At 44.4% G+C, this 17169-nt stretch carries 18 protein-coding genes; 7 read left to right on the forward strand and 11 right to left on the reverse strand.

The annotated features are described in order from the left end of the window. The first annotated feature begins 12 nt into the window (after window positions 1-12). Entirely contained in the window at window positions 13-1770 is a 1758-nt protein-coding gene (bmrC, locus tag NSU05_RS05160) for a multidrug ABC transporter ATP-binding protein BmrC (protein WP_038428697.1), read from the forward strand. Continuing rightward, the gene (gene bmrD, locus NSU05_RS05165) at window positions 1767-3788 is read left to right on the forward strand and encodes a multidrug resistance ABC transporter ATP-binding protein/permease BmrD (protein ID WP_038428698.1); all 2022 of its coding nucleotides are present in this window, start codon (window positions 1767-1769) and stop codon (window positions 3786-3788) included. The genes bmrC and bmrD overlap by 4 nt, the downstream gene beginning before the upstream one ends. A gap of 49 nt (window positions 3789-3837) precedes the next feature. Here the strand turns inward: bmrD and NSU05_RS05170 are convergent, their stop codons facing one another. The 6 genes from NSU05_RS05170 to spaC all read right to left on the reverse strand — a co-directional run bounded on the left by NSU05_RS05170 (window position 3838) and on the right by spaC (window position 7948). Next, window positions 3838-4458, reverse strand: a complete 621-nt coding sequence (locus tag NSU05_RS05170; RefSeq protein ID WP_038428699.1) for an SDR family oxidoreductase — start codon at window positions 4456-4458, stop codon at window positions 3838-3840. Between the two features lie 68 nt (window positions 4459-4526). Continuing rightward, a complete protein-coding gene (locus tag NSU05_RS05175; protein ID WP_082200935.1) occupies window positions 4527-4622 on the reverse strand; it encodes a hypothetical protein in 96 nt (31 codons plus the stop codon). Window positions 4623-4726: 104 nt separating this feature from the next. Beyond that, entirely contained in the window at window positions 4727-4930 is a 204-nt protein-coding gene (gene sspB, locus NSU05_RS05180; RefSeq protein WP_003233287.1) for a beta type acid-soluble spore protein SspB, read from the reverse strand. Window positions 4931-5137: 207 nt separating this feature from the next. Continuing rightward, on the reverse strand, window positions 5138-5356 hold the full coding sequence (locus NSU05_RS05185; protein WP_082200936.1) for a YheE family protein: 219 nt from the start codon (window positions 5354-5356) through the stop codon (window positions 5138-5140). 149 nt (window positions 5357-5505) lie between these two features. After that, on the reverse strand, window positions 5506-6867 hold the full coding sequence (yheD, locus tag NSU05_RS05190; RefSeq protein WP_003233284.1) for a spore coat associated protein YheD: 1362 nt from the start codon (window positions 6865-6867) through the stop codon (window positions 5506-5508). Next, window positions 6857-7948 (reverse strand): spore coat associated protein SpaC, encoded by a 1092-nt coding sequence (gene spaC, locus NSU05_RS05195; protein WP_003233283.1) that lies wholly within the window; start codon window positions 7946-7948, stop codon window positions 6857-6859. Before spaC ends, yheD begins: the two co-directional genes overlap by 11 nt. Window positions 7949-8213: 265 nt before the next feature. Between spaC and NSU05_RS05200 the strand changes: the two genes are divergently transcribed. Next, window positions 8214-9347 carry a DUF445 domain-containing protein gene (locus NSU05_RS05200; RefSeq protein ID WP_003233281.1) on the forward strand — a complete coding sequence of 378 codons (1134 nt, stop codon included), beginning with the start codon at window positions 8214-8216 and terminating at the stop codon, window positions 9345-9347. Between the two features lie 92 nt (window positions 9348-9439). After that, window positions 9440-9793, forward strand: coding sequence for a YlbF family regulator (locus NSU05_RS05205; protein ID WP_003224239.1), 354 nt, complete (start codon window positions 9440-9442; stop codon window positions 9791-9793). Window positions 9794-9836: 43 nt separating this feature from the next. Here the strand turns inward: NSU05_RS05205 and NSU05_RS05210 are convergent, their stop codons facing one another. Then, window positions 9837-10910 carry a DNA alkylation repair protein gene (locus NSU05_RS05210; protein WP_038428702.1) on the reverse strand — a complete coding sequence of 358 codons (1074 nt, stop codon included), beginning with the start codon at window positions 10908-10910 and terminating at the stop codon, window positions 9837-9839. 485 nt (window positions 10911-11395) lie between these two features. On the opposite strand from NSU05_RS05210, the gene NSU05_RS05215 reads away from it, so the two are divergent. Together NSU05_RS05215 and NSU05_RS05220 are read left to right on the forward strand one after the other, a co-directional pair. After that, window positions 11396-12262, forward strand: a complete 867-nt coding sequence (locus NSU05_RS05215) for a Cof-type HAD-IIB family hydrolase (protein ID WP_003233277.1) — start codon at window positions 11396-11398, stop codon at window positions 12260-12262. 111 nt (window positions 12263-12373) lie between these two features. Next, window positions 12374-13879, forward strand: coding sequence for a coproporphyrinogen III oxidase (locus NSU05_RS05220; protein ID WP_014479327.1), 1506 nt, complete (start codon window positions 12374-12376; stop codon window positions 13877-13879). Window positions 13880-13896: 17 nt separating this feature from the next. Here NSU05_RS05220 and khtU read toward each other — a convergent pair whose 3' ends face one another. The 3 genes from khtU to khtS all read right to left on the reverse strand — a co-directional run bounded on the left by khtU (window position 13897) and on the right by khtS (window position 16020). Next, window positions 13897-15114 carry a K(+)/H(+) antiporter subunit KhtU gene (khtU, locus tag NSU05_RS05225; protein ID WP_038428703.1) on the reverse strand — a complete coding sequence of 406 codons (1218 nt, stop codon included), beginning with the start codon at window positions 15112-15114 and terminating at the stop codon, window positions 13897-13899. Window positions 15115-15120: 6 nt separating this feature from the next. Beyond that, window positions 15121-15618, reverse strand: a complete 498-nt coding sequence (khtT, locus tag NSU05_RS05230) for a K(+)/H(+) antiporter subunit KhtT (protein WP_003233269.1) — start codon at window positions 15616-15618, stop codon at window positions 15121-15123. Between the two features lie 63 nt (window positions 15619-15681). Further along, entirely contained in the window at window positions 15682-16020 is a 339-nt protein-coding gene (gene khtS / locus NSU05_RS05235; protein ID WP_080475155.1) for a K(+)/H(+) antiporter modulator KhtS, read from the reverse strand. 165 nt (window positions 16021-16185) lie between these two features. Between khtS and NSU05_RS05240 the strand changes: the two genes are divergently transcribed. Continuing rightward, window positions 16186-16953 (forward strand): enoyl-CoA hydratase, encoded by a 768-nt coding sequence (locus NSU05_RS05240; protein WP_038428704.1) that lies wholly within the window; start codon window positions 16186-16188, stop codon window positions 16951-16953. 20 nt (window positions 16954-16973) lie between these two features. On the opposite strand, the gene NSU05_RS05245 is transcribed toward NSU05_RS05240, so the two are convergent. Continuing rightward, the gene (locus NSU05_RS05245; RefSeq protein ID WP_015715596.1) at window positions 16974-17159 is read right to left on the reverse strand and encodes a YhzD family protein; all 186 of its coding nucleotides are present in this window, start codon (window positions 17157-17159) and stop codon (window positions 16974-16976) included. Window positions 17160-17169: the final 10 nt, after the last annotated feature.

A 17169-nucleotide genomic window follows, 5' to 3' on the forward strand; every position in this document is an offset into this window, starting at 1 on the left:
AGATGGGGATAGATGTTTTCAGTTTTGAAAAAGCTTGGCTGGTTTTTTAAGGCGTACTGGCTGCGCTATACGATTGCGATTGTCCTTTTATTAGCAGTCAATGTCATTGAAATGTTTCCGCCTAAGCTCTTGGGGAACGCCATAGATGATATGAAAGCAGGGGCATTTACTGCGGAAGGGCTGCTGTTTTATATCGGTATCTTTTTTGTGCTGACGGCGGCCGTGTATATCATGTCTTATTTTTGGATGCATCAGCTGTTTGGCGGAGCGAATCTGATGGAGAAAATTCTTCGTACGAAGCTGATGGGGCATTTGCTGACTATGTCGCCGCCGTTTTATGAAAAAAACCGAACAGGCGATTTAATGGCACGAGGGACAAATGATCTTCAGGCCGTCAGTTTAACCACAGGGTTTGGCATCTTGACGTTAGTTGATTCTACGATGTTTATGATGACGATCTTTTTGACAATGGGGTTTTTGATCAGCTGGAAGCTGACCTTTGCCGCCATTATCCCGCTTCCAGTCATGGCGATTGCAATCAGTCTATATGGAAGTAAAATTCATGAGCGGTTTACTGAGGCCCAAAACGCGTTCGGGGCGCTGAATGACAGAGTGCTGGAATCTGTTTCAGGCGTGCGGGTGATTCGCGCGTATGTTCAGGAAACAAACGATGTTCGCCGGTTTAATGAAATGACCGCTGATGTTTATCAGAAAAATATGAAAGTGGCTTTTATTGATTCACTGTTTGAGCCGACGGTGAAACTGCTTGTCGGCGCAAGCTATCTGATTGGGCTCGGCTACGGAGCGTTTCTTGTATTCCGGAACGAGCTGACGCTTGGAGAGTTAGTGTCCTTTAACGTTTATCTCGGCATGATGATTTGGCCGATGTTTGCAATCGGTGAACTCATTAACGTGATGCAGCGCGGCAATGCGTCATTAGACCGGGTAAATGAAACTCTTTCTTATGAAACGGATGTGACAGATCCAAAACAGCCCGCTGATCTTAAAGAGCCTAGAGATATCGTTTTCAGTCATGTCAGCTTTACATATCCAAGCTCAACAAGTGACAATCTTCAGGATATTTCATTTACGGTGCGAAAAGGGCAGACTGTCGGGATTGCAGGTAAAACCGGGAGCGGAAAAACGACAATTATTAAGCAGCTTTTGCGCCAGTATCCTCCAGGTGAAGGGAGCATTACATTTTCAGGTGTACCGATTCAGCAAATCCCTCTTGACCGTCTCCGCGGATGGATCGGATATGTGCCTCAGGATCATTTACTGTTTTCACGGACTGTAAAAGAAAATATTTTATACGGAAAACAGGATGCAACTGATAAAGAGGTTCAGCAAGCCATTGTCGAAGCACATTTTGAAAAAGATTTGCACATGCTTCCGTCCGGTCTGGAGACAATGGTCGGTGAAAAAGGCGTGGCACTGTCAGGCGGGCAGAAACAAAGAATTTCGATTGCGAGAGCACTCATGGCGAATCCGGAAATCTTGATCCTGGATGATTCACTTTCCGCTGTAGATGCCAAAACAGAGGCTGCAATTATCAAGAACATCAGAGAAAACCGCAAAGGAAAAACGACATTTATTTTGACGCACCGATTATCCGCGGTAGAGCACGCTGACCTGATCCTTGTGATGGACGGCGGCGTCATTGCTGAGAGAGGCACGCATCAAGAACTGCTGGCCAATAATGGGTGGTATCGGGAACAATATGAAAGACAGCAGCTGTTCACGGCCGAAGAAGGGGGAGCAGGGGCATGAAAATAGGAAAAACGTTATGGAGATACGCACTCCTTTATCGAAAATTGCTGATCACGGCCGTCCTATTGCTAGCTGTCGCCGTCGGTGCAGAACTGACCGGGCCGTTTATCGGCAAGAAAATGATAGACGACCATATCCTCGGTATTGAGAAAACATGGTATGAAGCTGCGGAAAAAGATAAAAATGCCGTTCAGTTTCACGGCGTCTCATATGTCAGAGAGGACCGATTGCAGGAGCCTGTTTCAAAAGCAAAAGAAGCACATATTTATCAAGTGGGAATGGCGTTCTATTTTGTTGATCAGGCTGTCAGCTTCGACGGGAATAGAACAGTTTCTGACGGGAAGCTGACGATCACAAACGGAGACAAGAGCCGGACATATGCTGCCGAAAAGCTGACTAAGCAGGAACTTTTCCAGTTCTATCAGCCGGAAATAAAGGGAATGGTGTTACTGATCTGCCTGTATGGGGGCTTGCTTGTGTTTTCGGTATTCTTTCAATACGGACAGCATTATCTGCTGCAGATGAGCGCCAATCGGATTATTCAAAAGATGAGGCAGGACGTGTTTTCGCACATACAGAGAATGCCGATTCGCTATTTTGACAACCTTCCGGCCGGAAAAGTCGTTGCGCGGATTACCAATGATACGGAGGCTATCAGGGATTTATATGTCACAGTGCTTTCAACATTTGTGACAAGCGGAATCTATATGTTCGGGATATTCACGGCTTTGTTTCTGCTTGATGTGAAGCTTGCGTTTGTATGTCTGGCAATTGTGCCGATTATCTGGCTGTGGTCAGTCATATACCGGAGATATGCGTCATATTACAACCAAAAAATCCGCTCGATCAACAGTGACATTAACGCAAAAATGAATGAGTCAATTCAAGGCATGACCATTATTCAGGCTTTCCGCCATCAAAAGGAAACAATGAGAGAATTTGAGGAATTAAATGAATCACATTTTTATTTCCAAAACAGGATGCTGAATTTAAACTCCTTAATGTCCCATAATCTGGTCAATGTCATCCGCAATCTTGCGTTCGTCTGTCTAATCTGGCATTTTGGCGGTGCGAGCCTGAATGCGGCGGGGATTGTTTCTATCGGTGTGCTGTACGCGTTTGTCGATTATTTGAACCGGTTATTTCAGCCGATCACAGGCATCGTCAATCAGTTTTCAAAGCTGGAGCTTGCAAGGGTCTCCGCCGGGCGTGTTTTTGAACTGCTTGAAGAAAAGAATACGGAAGAAGCGGGTGAACCGGCGAAGGAGCGCGCGCTGGGGCGGGTTGAATTTCGTGATGTGTCATTTGCGTATCAAGAAGGTGAAGAGGTATTAAAGCATATTTCCTTTACTGCGCAAAAAGGCGAAACCGTAGCGCTCGTCGGCCATACCGGATCAGGAAAAAGCTCGATTTTGAATCTTCTGTTTCGTTTTTATGATGCGCAAAAAGGTGATGTCTTAATTGATGGAAAAAGCATTTACAACATGTCAAGACAGGAACTCAGATCCCATATGGGCATTGTGCTTCAGGACCCGTACTTATTCTCGGGTACAATCGGATCTAACGTAAGTCTGGATGACGAAAGAATGACTGAAGAAGAAATAAAAAATGCACTGCGGCAAGTCGGTGCTGAGCCTCTTCTTAAGAAGCTTCCGAAGGGCATTAATGAGCCCGTGATTGAAAAAGGCAGCACGCTATCCTCTGGAGAGCGGCAGTTAATTTCTTTCGCTAGAGCTTTGGCGTTTGATCCCGCGATCTTGATTTTAGATGAGGCAACGGCGCATATTGATACAGAGACAGAGTCCGTAATCCAGAAGGCGCTTGATGTCGTCAAACAAGGACGCACCACCTTCGTCATCGCTCACCGGCTTTCAACAATCAGAAATGCTGATCAGATTTTGGTTCTTGATAAAGGAGAAATTGTTGAGAGAGGGAACCACGAGGAACTGATGGCATTAGAAGGCCAATATTATCAAATGTATGAACTGCAAAAGGGACAGAAACATTCCATTGCATAACGCTCAAAAAACCCAAAACAATCGTGTTTTGGGTTTTTGGTTTATGTAGTCAATAAGCCAGTCCGACACGGTATCCGACATACTTACCTGTAACAAGCTCACGATATAAAAAGTCCGCAGTATCGCCGACCGAAATGCTTGTGCCGCCCTCAGGCAAAACGTTACGCTCCGTACGATAAACGCCGGTTGCTGTTCCGTCCGGGAGGTAAGTGGGGCAGATGATTGTCCAGTCTAATGATGATTGTTTAAGCATTTCGTATACTTTTGCATGCTCCTTGGCTGCGCGGGTCTGCTTTCGTTTCGATTCATTTGTTTCAAACCGGTATTTTCCCGGTTCATATCGGGAATCTAGGATCCCTGCGGTGCCGATCGTAATAAGCCGTTTGATATGCTGTTCCTCCATAGTGGAGAGAATGTGTGCCATAGCAGTTGACAAGGTATCATCACCATCTGTGCCTAGACAGCTGATCACGATTTCAGCATTCTCCATTATTTTTTTCACATCATCTAAGCGGCGGGCGTTCCCCATGACGGTTCTGTCTTTTGAAAGGGGAAGATCAGCATGTTGAGATCTGATCAGAGCGAAAATATCAAATCTTTCATCTGCTGCAGCTTGTGTTAAAAAGGCTTGTCCGACGCGGCCGCTGGCTCCTAATAAAGCGATTTTCATCAAAAAACCTCCTCGCCTTTTATTATAAAAGGATGTTCTCAGTTTGAACAGCGCGGGAAAGAATACCTTTACAAATAAACAGAACGATGGGAAACATATTCATGAATCATGGATACACTTACGAATTGAACCAGCTCCCAATTCACAATGGTGATGAATGACACCCCGATTCCCTCCCTTTTTTTCTAGGATATGTGGAGCAAGAAAAAAGGGTGACAAAATAAAGAGAGCGCGGAAACCGCGCCCTCTATAGCCATATATTGAATTGTTATTGAACTCTGCCGCCCATTTGCTGCTGAGCGAAAGATACTAAACGTTTTGTGATTTCTCCTCCGACAGAACCGTTAGCGCGAGAAGTTGTGTCCGCTCCAAGGTTAACGCCGAATTCAGAAGCGATTTCAAGTTTCATTTGATCGATAGCCTGAGCTGCGCCAGGAACTAGTAAGTCATTTGATGAGTTTTGGTTAGCCATGTGTAAAATCTCCTTTTTATTTAGTATGGTTGGGTTAACTGGAGTTGCACCAATCTGTGAACCCTTCTCGGGTGTCACTGCCGCCTCGGCGTAACCCAATGCTTTGCCGGCTTGTTACTAGTATTATGTTAAAATGGCCGGAAACTCATGCGGAGAATTGTGTGGTAAATCTTGAGAAATAAAAAAAGCTTAGCCGTTTAGGCTAAGCTAGTCATAAATATGAAAAAGCATCAGTTCATGTATCTCGTTTGTAAGAGCAGGCTCGTCAGCGCGGGCGGGAAACAAGTCTCCCCATTCAATTTCACCGCACTTATGATAGATGCCTTCATAATGGGTCCCTTTATAATAAAATGAAATTTTCCATCCGGGCAGCTTTTCTTTTGGGAACAAAGGTTTCCAGCTGAAATGAGAAATCATTACGGCCACGCTCCTTACATTTGGTATCAATTGACCTAAATAAAAACGGCTTATGTTCATTGTATCATTGTTTCAGAACATCATTGAAGAGGCCTGAATATGCAGTTTGTCCCAGATTTGGATAAAGATAAGCCCGCTTTATTAAAAAAGCGGACAGGTTACGAAGGCCACAATGCTTCAGGAGATGTGATTGCCTTCTCAGATAAATATGACGCGTATTCAAAACTTCTTCGTTTTGTAAGAGAATCAACATGATGCAAATTTGGATGAGAAAAAATGCTTCGGCCCGGGCGCGAATTCGCTTCAAACATCCATACTTTACCGTTCTGATCAATGCCAAAATCGAAACCAATCTCCCCGATAAACCCCTCGATATGATCATGAAGGACATGGCTTGCCGTCAGTGCCGCTGCAGAAAGCTTTTTAATGACCTCAACTCTTTCAGCGGGATCATCGTATACTTCCGCAAGTGTCTTTACAGTGCCGCCGTTAGAAAGATGTGTTGTAATGCTGTTCTTTCCGGAAATTTTTACGGCGATTGCTGTCACTGTCCATTTTCCTTTTCTGTTTTTATTGGTATGGACACGGAAATCCGCTGGTTTGCCTTGAAATTCGATGAGATCAACACCTTGCTGAATGAGAAAGTCGGACGGGTTGTGATGTTTTTGAAATTCTGCAAGGAATGAGGCGGCATCGGAATAATCAATTGAAGTAAAAGTTTTGGCGTCATTCGTATGCTTTACCGTCAGGCCGTCATCTGTTCTTGTCAGCTGATAAATGCCGGTGCCGAGTGCTCCATTTGCCGGTTTGATATAGACTTTTTTGTATGCGCCACAGAGCTCATCTATCAGCTCCACAGACGGTGTCAGCTCGGATCTAGGCAAAAAGGGTGCCGTTCTTGGATCTTTTTCGAGCAATTGATGAACGTTCCATTTATTGAAAAACGTTTTATTAAACCATGGGATCTGATATTCATCGATCAGCCTCTTTTTTGTATGTTGCAAGAGAAGTGAATCTTCAATTTTTCGGTTCGGCAAACGGTCATAAACGACGTTCGGCAATGGAACGATTTTTTTCTCCCAGCCGTTTTCCCTGTAAAGGAGGCCTTCAATCGTGCCTTCCTCCCAATTGATTTGGTGCGCGCCAAAAACGAAGCAGTAGCCTCCGGCTTGCTCGTGTAACGTGACAAGCTTAGAAAAAAAGAGGGAACGATCCTTAAATGGGCGTTCAAGAGATACAGTAAACCCTGCCGTAAAGATGCCGACTAACGGCCCGATATGCACTGTATGATCATGAATCAGTATATCTGCCCTGCTTCGGTGGGGAAGCAAAAGCTCATGAAACAGATTTTCAGAGAGAAGCACGGTTTGTTCCAGATGCCGTCTGTAAGCAACGTGGCATCTGACAACCTTCGTTCCGAATGCGGCATGCAAAAGTCCGTCTTGCTTCAGCGAAGAGGGCAGAAACAGGGTGTTTTCACTGGTTTTGTCTATGCCGATCAAAAACCGTTTAGGATTCACGCGGAAGAACTCCTTTCTGGCTTTGCTCAGAAAACAGATATTGGCAGCGCTTTAGGGGACAAGTGTACAGCTGTTCTTTTTGCTCGGGAGAGACACGCAGGATTGACTTTCTGCCTGGTTTGGAATTGATATCTAAAATCCAAATTCTCCCGTCCTTAGCAAGACATATATCAAGACCGAGTTCAAACAACGGCCCGTAGCGCTCGTCAAGATAATACGGAACTGATTGGGTAATCGAAAACACATCATCTAGTAAAACCACTTGCTGTTTTTTCGGTATATCTTCAAACCAGGAGTCAAATGTCAGCGCATCAGATCCGCCTGACAAATTGGCCAGCAGCCCGTGTTTGTATCCGCGTCTTACTGCCTTTCCGACTGTATTCCATTCACCTGCTTCGTTTTTTTCCATAAACAGACGAATATCACAAGGGTATTGTTCCTTATCTTGAATGTTTAAGTAAGGCTGAAGCAAATATTGATGCTGAAGCACTTTTTTGCACCAGGTTTTAAAAGAAGTCTGGTTGGAAAACGTTTTTGTCTGCTTATCCTTTCCGATGTGATAAGTAGCAGTGATGTTTTTCTTGCCCAGCTTCAAAAGAATCACGCCTCTGCCTCCCGCGCCGAATGCCGGTTTAAGGATGCAGGCTTTTTCTTTGGATAAAAAGGAGTGAATTTGTTCGTAGCGGTTCACCTTTATCGTTTCGGGAATATAGGGATTGATTACAGAGTGCTGCTGCAAATCGTGAAGGACGGTCCACTTATCGGGAAGACCCCGCCCGATAAATTCCGTTTTCGGATATTTTTTGAGCCACTCAACGATTGGTTTTGCTTTTTGGGAATGTGAATCCTTGCCGTAAAAACAGCGATCATAAATATAATCTGGAATCGCCATTTCAGTTTCGTTCCATGTGCTACTGGCCGAATGATAGACCGATGCTTTGACACGCAAAGTGTCAGGTGAAATATCAAATGGTGTAAACCGGATGAAACGTATGCCGAATTCGGGTGCTCTTTTGGCCAGTTCTGCGGAATAATCCGCTTCATGCTGGCGGGATAAGGACATAAAACCGAGTGTTATCATGGTGAGACTCCCCCTTTTATTCAAAAGCTGCCGGCGGGTGTCCGCAGCTTTACACTAAATACATGTAAGACGAACGCAGCTGACGGTATTCTACTTTACAGAATACGATTCTCCACCTTGCCCTATTCCAAAAGAACAAGCTGATTTTCTAAGAACAGGAATTTGTCTCCTCGTTTGCTAAGTGATTGCATGAGCCTCTATAATACGTATAGGTACATAATCTATATGAAAAAGCTGAAGCACAGATGGAGGAAGATGAATAGGAATGGGTATTGCAGGAACCTTTATTTTTATGATCGTGATCGGCGCTGCCATTGGAGCGGTGACCAATCATTTAGCAATTCAAATGCTGTTTAGGCCGTATAAAGCGTACTATTTGTTTGGGAAACGAGTTCCTTTTACGCCCGGGCTGATTCCAAGACGGCGAGATGAACTTGCAAAACAAATGGGACTGATGGTAGTCAATCATCTCTTAACCCCTGAAGGCATTAAAAAGCGGCTCGTCTCTGATGCAGCCAAAACGCAAGCTCTTCGAGTGGGGGAACAGCTGATTCAAAAGCTGTCACTTTCTGAAGTGACAGTAAAAGAAGCGCTTGAAAAAGCCGGGATGAAGCGCCCAGAAAAAGCTGCTGATGCATGGATCAGCAGCTGGACCGATGATAAGCTGAATGAGCTTTTCCGCCAATACGGGGACCAATCGTTAAAAGAGCTGGTGCCTATAGAGGTGCAGGAAAAGCTTGAGGAAAAAATTCCGATGATTTCAGGATATATATTGTCACGGAGTGTCAGTTATTTTGAAAGTGATGAAGGAAAAATCCGTCTTGGCAATATGATTGATGACTTTTTAAAAGAGCGCGGCATGCTTGGAAGCATGGTGCAAATGTTTCTTGGCAATTCAAGCCTTGCGGATCGCGTGCTGCCGGAGCTGCTGAAATTCTTGCGCAATGAGGAAACAAATAAATTGCTTTCTGATCTCTTAAAAAACGAATGGGGCAAGCTGAGGGAGTATACGTTTAATGAAGCAGATGAAAAATGGAATGCAAAGGCGCTCATTTTCAGTTTGAAACGAAGAGTGCTGCAAGCATTTTCGACTGCCCCTTTCTTCGACAATACGATTGGCACGCTTACCGTCCGCTATGAATCTGAGCTGACCCAGCAAATGCTGCCGGCACTGTTAGACAAATTGCTTGAAGGGATTTCGTCCAACCTTGAAAGTGTCTTAAAACGGTTGCGTCTTGAGGAAATCGTCAAGGAGCAGGTGGATCAGTTCCCAGTGGAGCGTCTTGAAGAAATGGTGCTGTCCATTTCAAAAAAAGAATTTAAAATGATTACCTATTTGGGGGGCCTTCTCGGCGGAATTATAGGCGCGATTCAAGCATTGTTTGTCATCCTTTTTTAAGAAGAAATGGTTTTTGATTAATGAAAGGAGCTCCATAGTCTGTTATAGTGGAGTGGTATGTCAAACGGCAATGATGAAAGGAGCTATTTACAATGGCTGTTAATTTTTATGATGTAGCGTATGATCTGGAAAATGCATTACGCGGGAGCGAAGAGTTCACCCGTTTAAAAAACCTTTACGACGAAGTTAACGCAGATGAATCAGCGAAGCGCATGTTCGAAAACTTCCGTGATGTACAGCTTAGACTCCAGCAAAAACAAATGGCAGGAGAAGAGATTACACAAGAAGAAGTGACGCAGGCTCAAAAAACAGTTGCGCTTGTACAGCAGCACGAAAAAATTTCTCAGCTGATGGAAGCGGAGCAGCGCATGAGCATGCTGATTGGTGAATTGAACAAAATCATTATGAAGCCTTTAGAAGAGCTTTACGGCAGTGTTGAAGGCTAATAAGCAAAATCCCTTCTTGGATAAGAAGGGATTTTTTATTCATTCAGCAAACTTGGAAATCCAATGAATCCTTTACCTCTCCATTGATGATCACTGATAATGTATGAATTCCTTTGTAATGCTTTCTGGTGGTTAAATCCTTAAAGGATTGGATTCTTGTGTATGATTTCGTTTCGTTTTTTCGTATATTTGTTTCTGTTATTTTAAATACTTTCTGATGACGCTGGCCTCTTGCTTTTACAAAATCAATTGCGTACTCAATTCTTACTTTTTGATCCCTGTCTGAATGAATATAGAAAGAAAATTCAAGGCTTTCGCCAATAACTATACGTTTGGGCTGGCATGTTAAATCATGTAGTTGTATCGAATCAGCATTTTCATAACCAAAAAGCGCTAAGGCCTGTTTATCACCCTTTTTTAATAAGGTCCGATAGGCGTGTTTGATAATCCAGTCTGTATGGGGATGTGTTCCGTACCATTGATCTGCGACTTTTCTCAGTAAATGAGGATGCGTTTTTGATATATCATTAAGGTTGTTGGCCACGCTTTTTCTTACATATAAGGACTCGTCCTGCATCAGCTTCTCAAGGATCGGCAATACGGGGGAAGGGTCCGATTTCAAAGCCGGTATCGATTTTCCCCATGGCAGGCGGGGCCTGCTGCCTTCGCTCGCAAGTCTTCTCACGTGTTCATTTTTATGCTCAGACCATGCAAGCAATTGTGCAACCATCTTTTCTTGATCTAACAGCAAAAAAGGCCTTACAGCAAATTCTGAGGTCGAATATTGCGTAAAGTATTCCAATGCCTTTATTGATTCTTCCCAATGCGCTAACCCGTACTGTTCCACATAATCTGGAAATAAAATTCCGCTGAGTCCTTTAAAATGAGGGGCTGTATCCCGTAAAATTGTGAGCGCTTCAACGTATTGTTTTGGCAAAGTTTCGTATAAAGAAACTGTCACGCGGCGCATCCGCTCTTTTAAAGTGAGTTCAGGCCAGTCCTCCAGCCGTAATGTATCCTCGAATCTGTCTTTGTTAAAATCAGGATAGGATGACCTTACATGATGGATCAACTGAGATATCAGTTCTTCATTATATATTTCTTTTAAATCAGCCATATAAACACCGCTTTTTCGTTTATTATTTATATTGTATGGGAATGTACGTTCTGGATCAAGTGTATAGTCCTAAAAATTAACAACTGATCCTACCACGGATATACAAAAGTTGGTTACTTTTTTTAGTTAAAAAAACCCTTGTCATCGGAAAAGAAAACTGAGATAATAACATTGAAAGCGCCTACACTTACCTATTTCAAATGGATACGGTCGCATATCATGCCGTTATATAGAGGGGATAAGCAACAGAGAGTAAGTGTTCGGAGCGCATCATTGGTCAAACAAGGGGTTCCTGATACATGATTTTTCGTAAATCGAAATAACGATATTAGGGAGAATGGCTGCTTCGATCGTATCCTATCAACAAGCCATACATAAAGTCTGCTGAGCCAGGCTTTTTTTGCTTTAAGAAAAGGTTGTTCTAAACACAGAGACAGGGTCATATCCTATACACAAGTACAGTCATCAAGGAGGGGGACATCTCTGTGTCAAAACAATTGCTTGCCTTAAATATAGATGGAGCGCTGCTTCGGTCGAACGGGAAGATTCATCAGGCAACGAAAGACGCGATTGAATATGTAAAGAAAAAAGGGATTTACGTCACACTTGTGACCAACCGTCATTTTCGCTCAGCACAGAAAATAGCGAAATCGCTAAAGCTTGATGCCAAGCTGATCACCCATAGCGGGGCATATATCGCTGAGAAAATTGACGCCCCGTTTTTTGAAAAAAGAATTTCTGATGATCATACCTTTAACATTGTTCAAGTGCTGGAGAGCTATCAATGTAATATTCGGCTTCTTCACGAAAAGTATTCCATCGGAAACAAGAAAAAGGTGAATTCGAATTTATTGGGTAAAGCACTCATTCATCCGTCTGACCCGATCTTTTATCCAGTCCAGTTCGTTGAATCATTAAGCGATCTCCTCATGGATGAGCCGGTGAGTGCACCCGTCATCGAGGTGTACACGGAGCACGACATTCAGCATGACATTACAGAAACGATTACAAAAGCCTTCCCTGCAGTGGATGTGATTCGCGTAAACGATGAGAAGCTGAATATCGTCCCGAAAGGTGTCTCGAAGGAAGCGGGTTTGGCCCTCGTCGCTTCAGAGCTGGGCCTGAGTATGGATGATGTCGTGGCCATTGGGCATCAGTATGACGATCTGCCGATGATCGAACTTGCCGGTCTTGGGGTAGCGATGGGGAATGCCGTTCCGGAAATTAAGAGAAAGGCAGATTGGGTTACAAGGTCCAATGACGAGCAAGGTGTCGCTTATATGATGAAGGAATATTTCCGAATGCAGCAGCGAAAAGGATTTCTTGATAAGTTCCACATGAAACGTGTGTAAAAAAGCCGCTCGCACCCTGACAGGTGCGGCGGCTTTTTTGCCGGATTGATTTTAGCAGTTTATTTCTGTACACTAAAGAAAGTTTTGAATCTGATAAATTAGGTGATGAAGTTGCAAATTAAAATAGAAGGCATACATGATGACCGCCTGCATCGGCCTCTGCAAAATATTGCAAATTTGTTTTATGAAGAGTGCGAGCTTGCGTATGGCGGAGAGGAGCCCGCAGATTTTGTCATTTCTTTAGCGTTGTCACAAACGGATGAGCATGTGACGGTTTCGGGAGAAGTGAAGGGAACTGGCATAAAGGAACAGCATACAAAATTCTTTTCTCCCGGCATGAATGAAAAAGAAGCTTTTAAGCAAGTGAAAAACACAATTTCTTATGTGTATCTCAATCTTCTTCAGGCGCATACGGGCATTACGCAGAAGTGGGGAATCCTCACAGGAATCCGGCCCACAAAGCTGCTTCATAAAAAACTGCAAAGCGGAATGTCCAAGGAGCAAGCGCATGCTGAGTTGAAAAAAGACTATTTAATTCATGATGAAAAAATCATGCTAATGCAGGAAATTGTTGACCGTCAGCTGGCGGCAGTGCCGGATTTGTACCGAGTAAAGGATGAAGTCAGCATTTATATCGGCATTCCGTTCTGCCCGACAAAATGCGCGTATTGCACATTCCCTGCGTACGCTATCCAAGGACAGGCGGGCAGAGTCGGCTCATTCCTATGGGGACTGCATTACGAAATGCAGAAAATCGGTGAATGGCTGAAGGAGCATGATGTTAAGGTTACAACCATTTACTTTGGCGGCGGGACGCCGACAAGCATTACAGCGGAGGAGATGGATCTGCTGTATGAAGAAATGGTCCGCTCCTTCCCGGATGTGAAAAACATTCGTGAGATTACGGTGGAGGCCGGTCGTCCTGACACGATTACAGAAGAAAAACTCGCCGTTTTAAACAAATATGACATTGATCGGATCAGCATCAATCCGCAATCCTACGAAAACGAAACGCTAAAGGCGATCGGGCGGCACCATACGGTTGAAGAGACCATTGAGAAATATCATCTGTCACGCCAGCACGGCATGAATAATATTAACATGGACTTGATTATTGGTTTGCCTGGGGAAGGCGTGAAGGAGTTCAGGCACAGTCTTTCAGAAACAGAAAAACTGATGCCGGAATCCCTTACCGTTCATACTCTTTCATTTAAACGGGCGTCAGAAATGACGAGAAACAAGCATAAGTACAAAGTTGCCGGCAGGGAAGAGGTTTCTCAAATGATGGAAGACGCGGTAGCCTGGACGAAAGAGCATGGGTACGTGCCTTATTATTTATACCGCCAGAAAAACATTCTTGGAAACCTTGAAAACGTCGGATACTCTTTGCCGGGACAAGAAAGCATCTACAACATTATGATTATGGAAGAGGTGCAGACGATTATTGGCATCGGCTGCGGCGCTGCTAGTAAATTTATTGATCGGGATACAGGGAAAATTACGCATTTTGCGAATCCGAAAGATCCGAAATCGTACAATGAGCGCTTCGAGCACTACACGGACGAAAAAATCAAATATTTAGAGCAGATTTTTGAAAAAACGACAAAGCAGCACTGATTACAGTGCTGCTTTTTTTATCCCTGTTTTTTTGCGGGCTGAACCTCAGGCTTCCATTTAAATACCTTGTTCAGCAAGCGGTAAATTCGTTTTGATTCCTTTGTGACAAGCGGTCCCAAAATCGCCAGAATGAGGACATATAATGCGGCAAACGGCTTTAATGTGGCCGACAGTCCGCCGGCTATCCCGAGATTCGCAACGATAATCGAAAATTCTCCCCGCGATACGATCGTCAGCCCGATATTCGATGAAGCCTTATGAGAAAGCCCTGCGCGTCGTCCTGCCACCATTCCGGCGATAAAATTTCCCAGAATGGTCAAAATCACTGCACCCAACGCAAGCCAAACCGCTTCACCAAGCGAAAACGGATCGATGCTGAGGCCGAAGCTGAAAAAGAACATCGCACCGAAGAAGTCGCGAAACGGAACAACGAGGTGTTCAATCCTATCGGAATGCTCTGTTTCTGAAAAGACCAAACCGAGCAGCAGCGCGCCGATTGCTTCTGCTACATGAATCGTCTCTGAAAACCCGGCGATAAAAAAGAGTGCTGCGAAAATGACGATAATAAACACTTCGTTTGAGCGAATGTCCAACAGTTTGTTCAACAGCGGCGGGAGTTTTCTTGCTGCGATAAAAAACAGCAGCATATAACCGAAGGCGATCAAAATGGACAAGAGTGCACTCCCTACGGATGTCGCATCACCTAGCACAAGCCCGGAAACAACGGACAGATATACGGCAAGGAAAATATCTTCAAACATGATGATGCCGAGAATCAATTCGGTTTCCGGGTTGGCGGTTCTTTTTAAATCAACGAGCACTTTTGCGACAATCGCACTTGACGAGATTGTGATGACGCCTGCGAGGATGAGGACTTCCAGAAAGGAAAATCCGGTGATAAACCCGTAAAGCAGTCCGAGGCTGAAGTTAATCAAAATATAAATCGTCCCGCCGACCGCGATTGATTTTCCTGATTTGATTAACTTCCCGACAGAGAATTCGAGTCCGAGATAGAAGAGGAGGAACAGTACGCCCATTCGCCCGAAAAACTCGATGATTTCACTGCTTTGAATAAATGTTAGATCAATAATCCCCATTTTCGGCGCGTGCGGTCCAACAAGCATTCCCAGCACAATCAGAAACGGAATAATCGAAAATTTAATTTTATTGGCGATCACACTGGCGATTGCCACAAGCACAAGTGCAGTTCCGACTTCAAATACAAGATGGTCCATCGGGGCTCACACGCCCTCTCCAGAAAGAAAATCGTGAATCAGTTTCTTCAGATGCTTTCTCTCACCTGAGAGGACAAGGGTGTCATTTTCTTCAATAATCGAATCCGCTCCGGGATTTAGGAGCTTTTCCTGGTTGTGTTTGATAATCGCAATAACAGTGACATCGTAATTCTGGCGAACATCAAGCTCACCGAGTGTGCGTCCGATCGATTTGGCGCCTTTTTCGACCTTAAACCATTCAATAATAAGATCGCTGAAGGCCATTTCGATGGACTCCAGAGCTTGCGGTTTATAGACCATGCCCCCGAGAATAGCTGCAATTTGCCTTGCTTCAGAATCATCCAATGAAATATTTGAAAGAAGCTCATCCGGGTCCCGGTCATTAAACCGGTAAATTTCCCTTCTTCCGTCATCATGAATGATAATCGTCATTTTTTCGTGGCTTCTTGTTTCGATTTCAAACTTTTTGCCGATGCCCGGCAGATCGTTTTCTTTAATATTCAATGAAAATCCCTCCGAATGTAGTGTTGGCAGTATGGGGTGAGTTACAAATAAAACTTGAGCAAATTATATTCGGAGGTAATTAGACTGGTATTTGACAGGGACGGCACAAGCCTTTTCCAGCCTGTTTATCAGCGGTTCGTCAAGTGGTTTGACAGAGAGATGCCTGACAGACTGTGCCAGCGGGCTGTACTCTTTGATCAGCTCAGCCGGGTGAATGCTGCCCGGCGACGGCGTTTTTGCCGATTGTGTTTCCTGCGGATATGAGGACATAGGCACATAGCTGTCAGTGCTTGCTTCAAACTGGGAAGGCAGAACCACGTCCGAAGGGGGAAAGTACACCATAAATAAACTTAACAGAAAACTGATCAGCAATTTATCCATGTTCCTTTCCTCCCTTCTCATCAAGATATCCCTTCTTTTTCACTATATAAAACTTTATGTTTCCATTCAAACAATATGCATTTTTCAGTATCTATTGACCTTGAAAAATAAAAAGGTTTATTTGGGGATGGCGGGGAATGTATAGGAGAAAGAAAAAAAGTAAGCGCATACATGGAGGTGCTTTTAATGGAGTTTGTTCAATATGCATGTAATGGGGCCGTTGCAGAGATTATCCTGAATCGGCCTGATGCCCATCACGCCCTGAATGAACAGATGCTGTCTGAATTGAAGGAGGCAGTCGAAATGGCGGTTGCAAGCGAGGCGCTCATCGTTCTCCTGAGAGGAAGCGGGAAAGGCTTTTCGGCCGGCGGTGATATCAGGATGATGACGTCAGAGCATGACCCTGACCAATTTAAACGGCTGATGGATACGATTGAGGCTGTCACCCTGAATTTATATCAGATGAAGAAAGTGACAATTGCAGCCATTCATGGCGCTGCTGCGGGACTGGGCCTGAGTTTGGCGCTTTGTGCGGACATTGTGCTCGCTGAAAAAAACGCCGTCCTCGCGATGAATTTTATCGGCATTGGGCTTGTTCCGGACGGCGGAGGACATTATTTGCTGAAGAAAAGAATCGGTGAAGCAAAAGCGAAAAAACTGATTTGGAGCGGAAAAAAACTATCTGCCTCAGAAGCTGCCGATATGGGGCTTCTTGATGGGACATTTGCCGGAGACCCTGCCGAAGGCGCAAGATCCATTATCGAAACCCTGTTGGCCTCCCCTCTTTTGGCGATGATCGAAACGAAAGCTATTTTTCAAAGCCTCCAGATTGAAGAACTGAAAAAAGTGCTATCCCTTGAGCGCAGCGCCCAAGAGAGAATGAGAAGGACCAAGGATCACCAAGAAGGAATCCGTGCCTTTTTAGAAAAACGGGAGCCGAAGTTTCAAGCGTAACAGATCAGCCGGAAAGCTGATCATCTGTGAAACAAAATCAGTTTTCCGGCTGCATTGACTAAACGATGAGTATGACTATGAAGCTCTTTTTCTTTTAAGAGGGCTTCACCATGCGTTTTTGCCGCTTCTTCATGTTCTGCCTCGAATCGCTCGTTTACCAGCGTGTTCCCCGAAGGATCAAATACGGTAAGGAAATAATCAGCCATCAGGTTTCTC

This window comes from Bacillus sp. EU52 (genome assembly GCF_037964975.1).
GTDB lineage: Bacteria > Bacillota > Bacilli > Bacillales > Bacillaceae > Bacillus > Bacillus subtilis.

Coding starts and splice junctions, on each gene's coding strand:
- bmrC (WP_038428697.1), top strand. CDS start 13: ATGTTTTCAGTTTTGAAAAAGCTTGGCTGGTTTTTTAAGGCGTACTGG.
- bmrD (WP_038428698.1), top strand. CDS start 1,767: ATGAAAATAGGAAAAACGTTATGGAGATACGCACTCCTTTATCGAAAA.
- NSU05_RS05170 (WP_038428699.1), bottom strand. CDS start 4,458: ATGAAAATCGCTTTATTAGGAGCCAGCGGCCGCGTCGGACAAGCCTTT.
- sspB (WP_003233287.1), bottom strand. CDS start 4,930: ATGGCTAACCAAAACTCATCAAATGACTTACTAGTTCCTGGCGCAGCT.
- spaC (WP_003233283.1), bottom strand. CDS start 7,948: ATGATAACACTCGGTTTTATGTCCTTATCCCGCCAGCATGAAGCGGAT.
- NSU05_RS05200 (WP_003233281.1), top strand. CDS start 8,214: ATGGGTATTGCAGGAACCTTTATTTTTATGATCGTGATCGGCGCTGCC.
- NSU05_RS05205 (WP_003224239.1), top strand. CDS start 9,440: ATGGCTGTTAATTTTTATGATGTAGCGTATGATCTGGAAAATGCATTA.
- NSU05_RS05210 (WP_038428702.1), bottom strand. CDS start 10,910: ATGGCTGATTTAAAAGAAATATATAATGAAGAACTGATATCTCAGTTG.
- khtU (WP_038428703.1), bottom strand. CDS start 15,114: ATGGACCATCTTGTATTTGAAGTCGGAACTGCACTTGTGCTTGTGGCA.
- khtS (WP_080475155.1), bottom strand. CDS start 16,020: ATGAGAAGGGAGGAAAGGAACATGGATAAATTGCTGATCAGTTTTCTG.
- NSU05_RS05240 (WP_038428704.1), top strand. CDS start 16,186: ATGGAGTTTGTTCAATATGCATGTAATGGGGCCGTTGCAGAGATTATC.
- NSU05_RS05245 (WP_015715596.1), bottom strand. CDS start 17,159: ATGGCTGATTATTTCCTTACCGTATTTGATCCTTCGGGGAACACGCTG.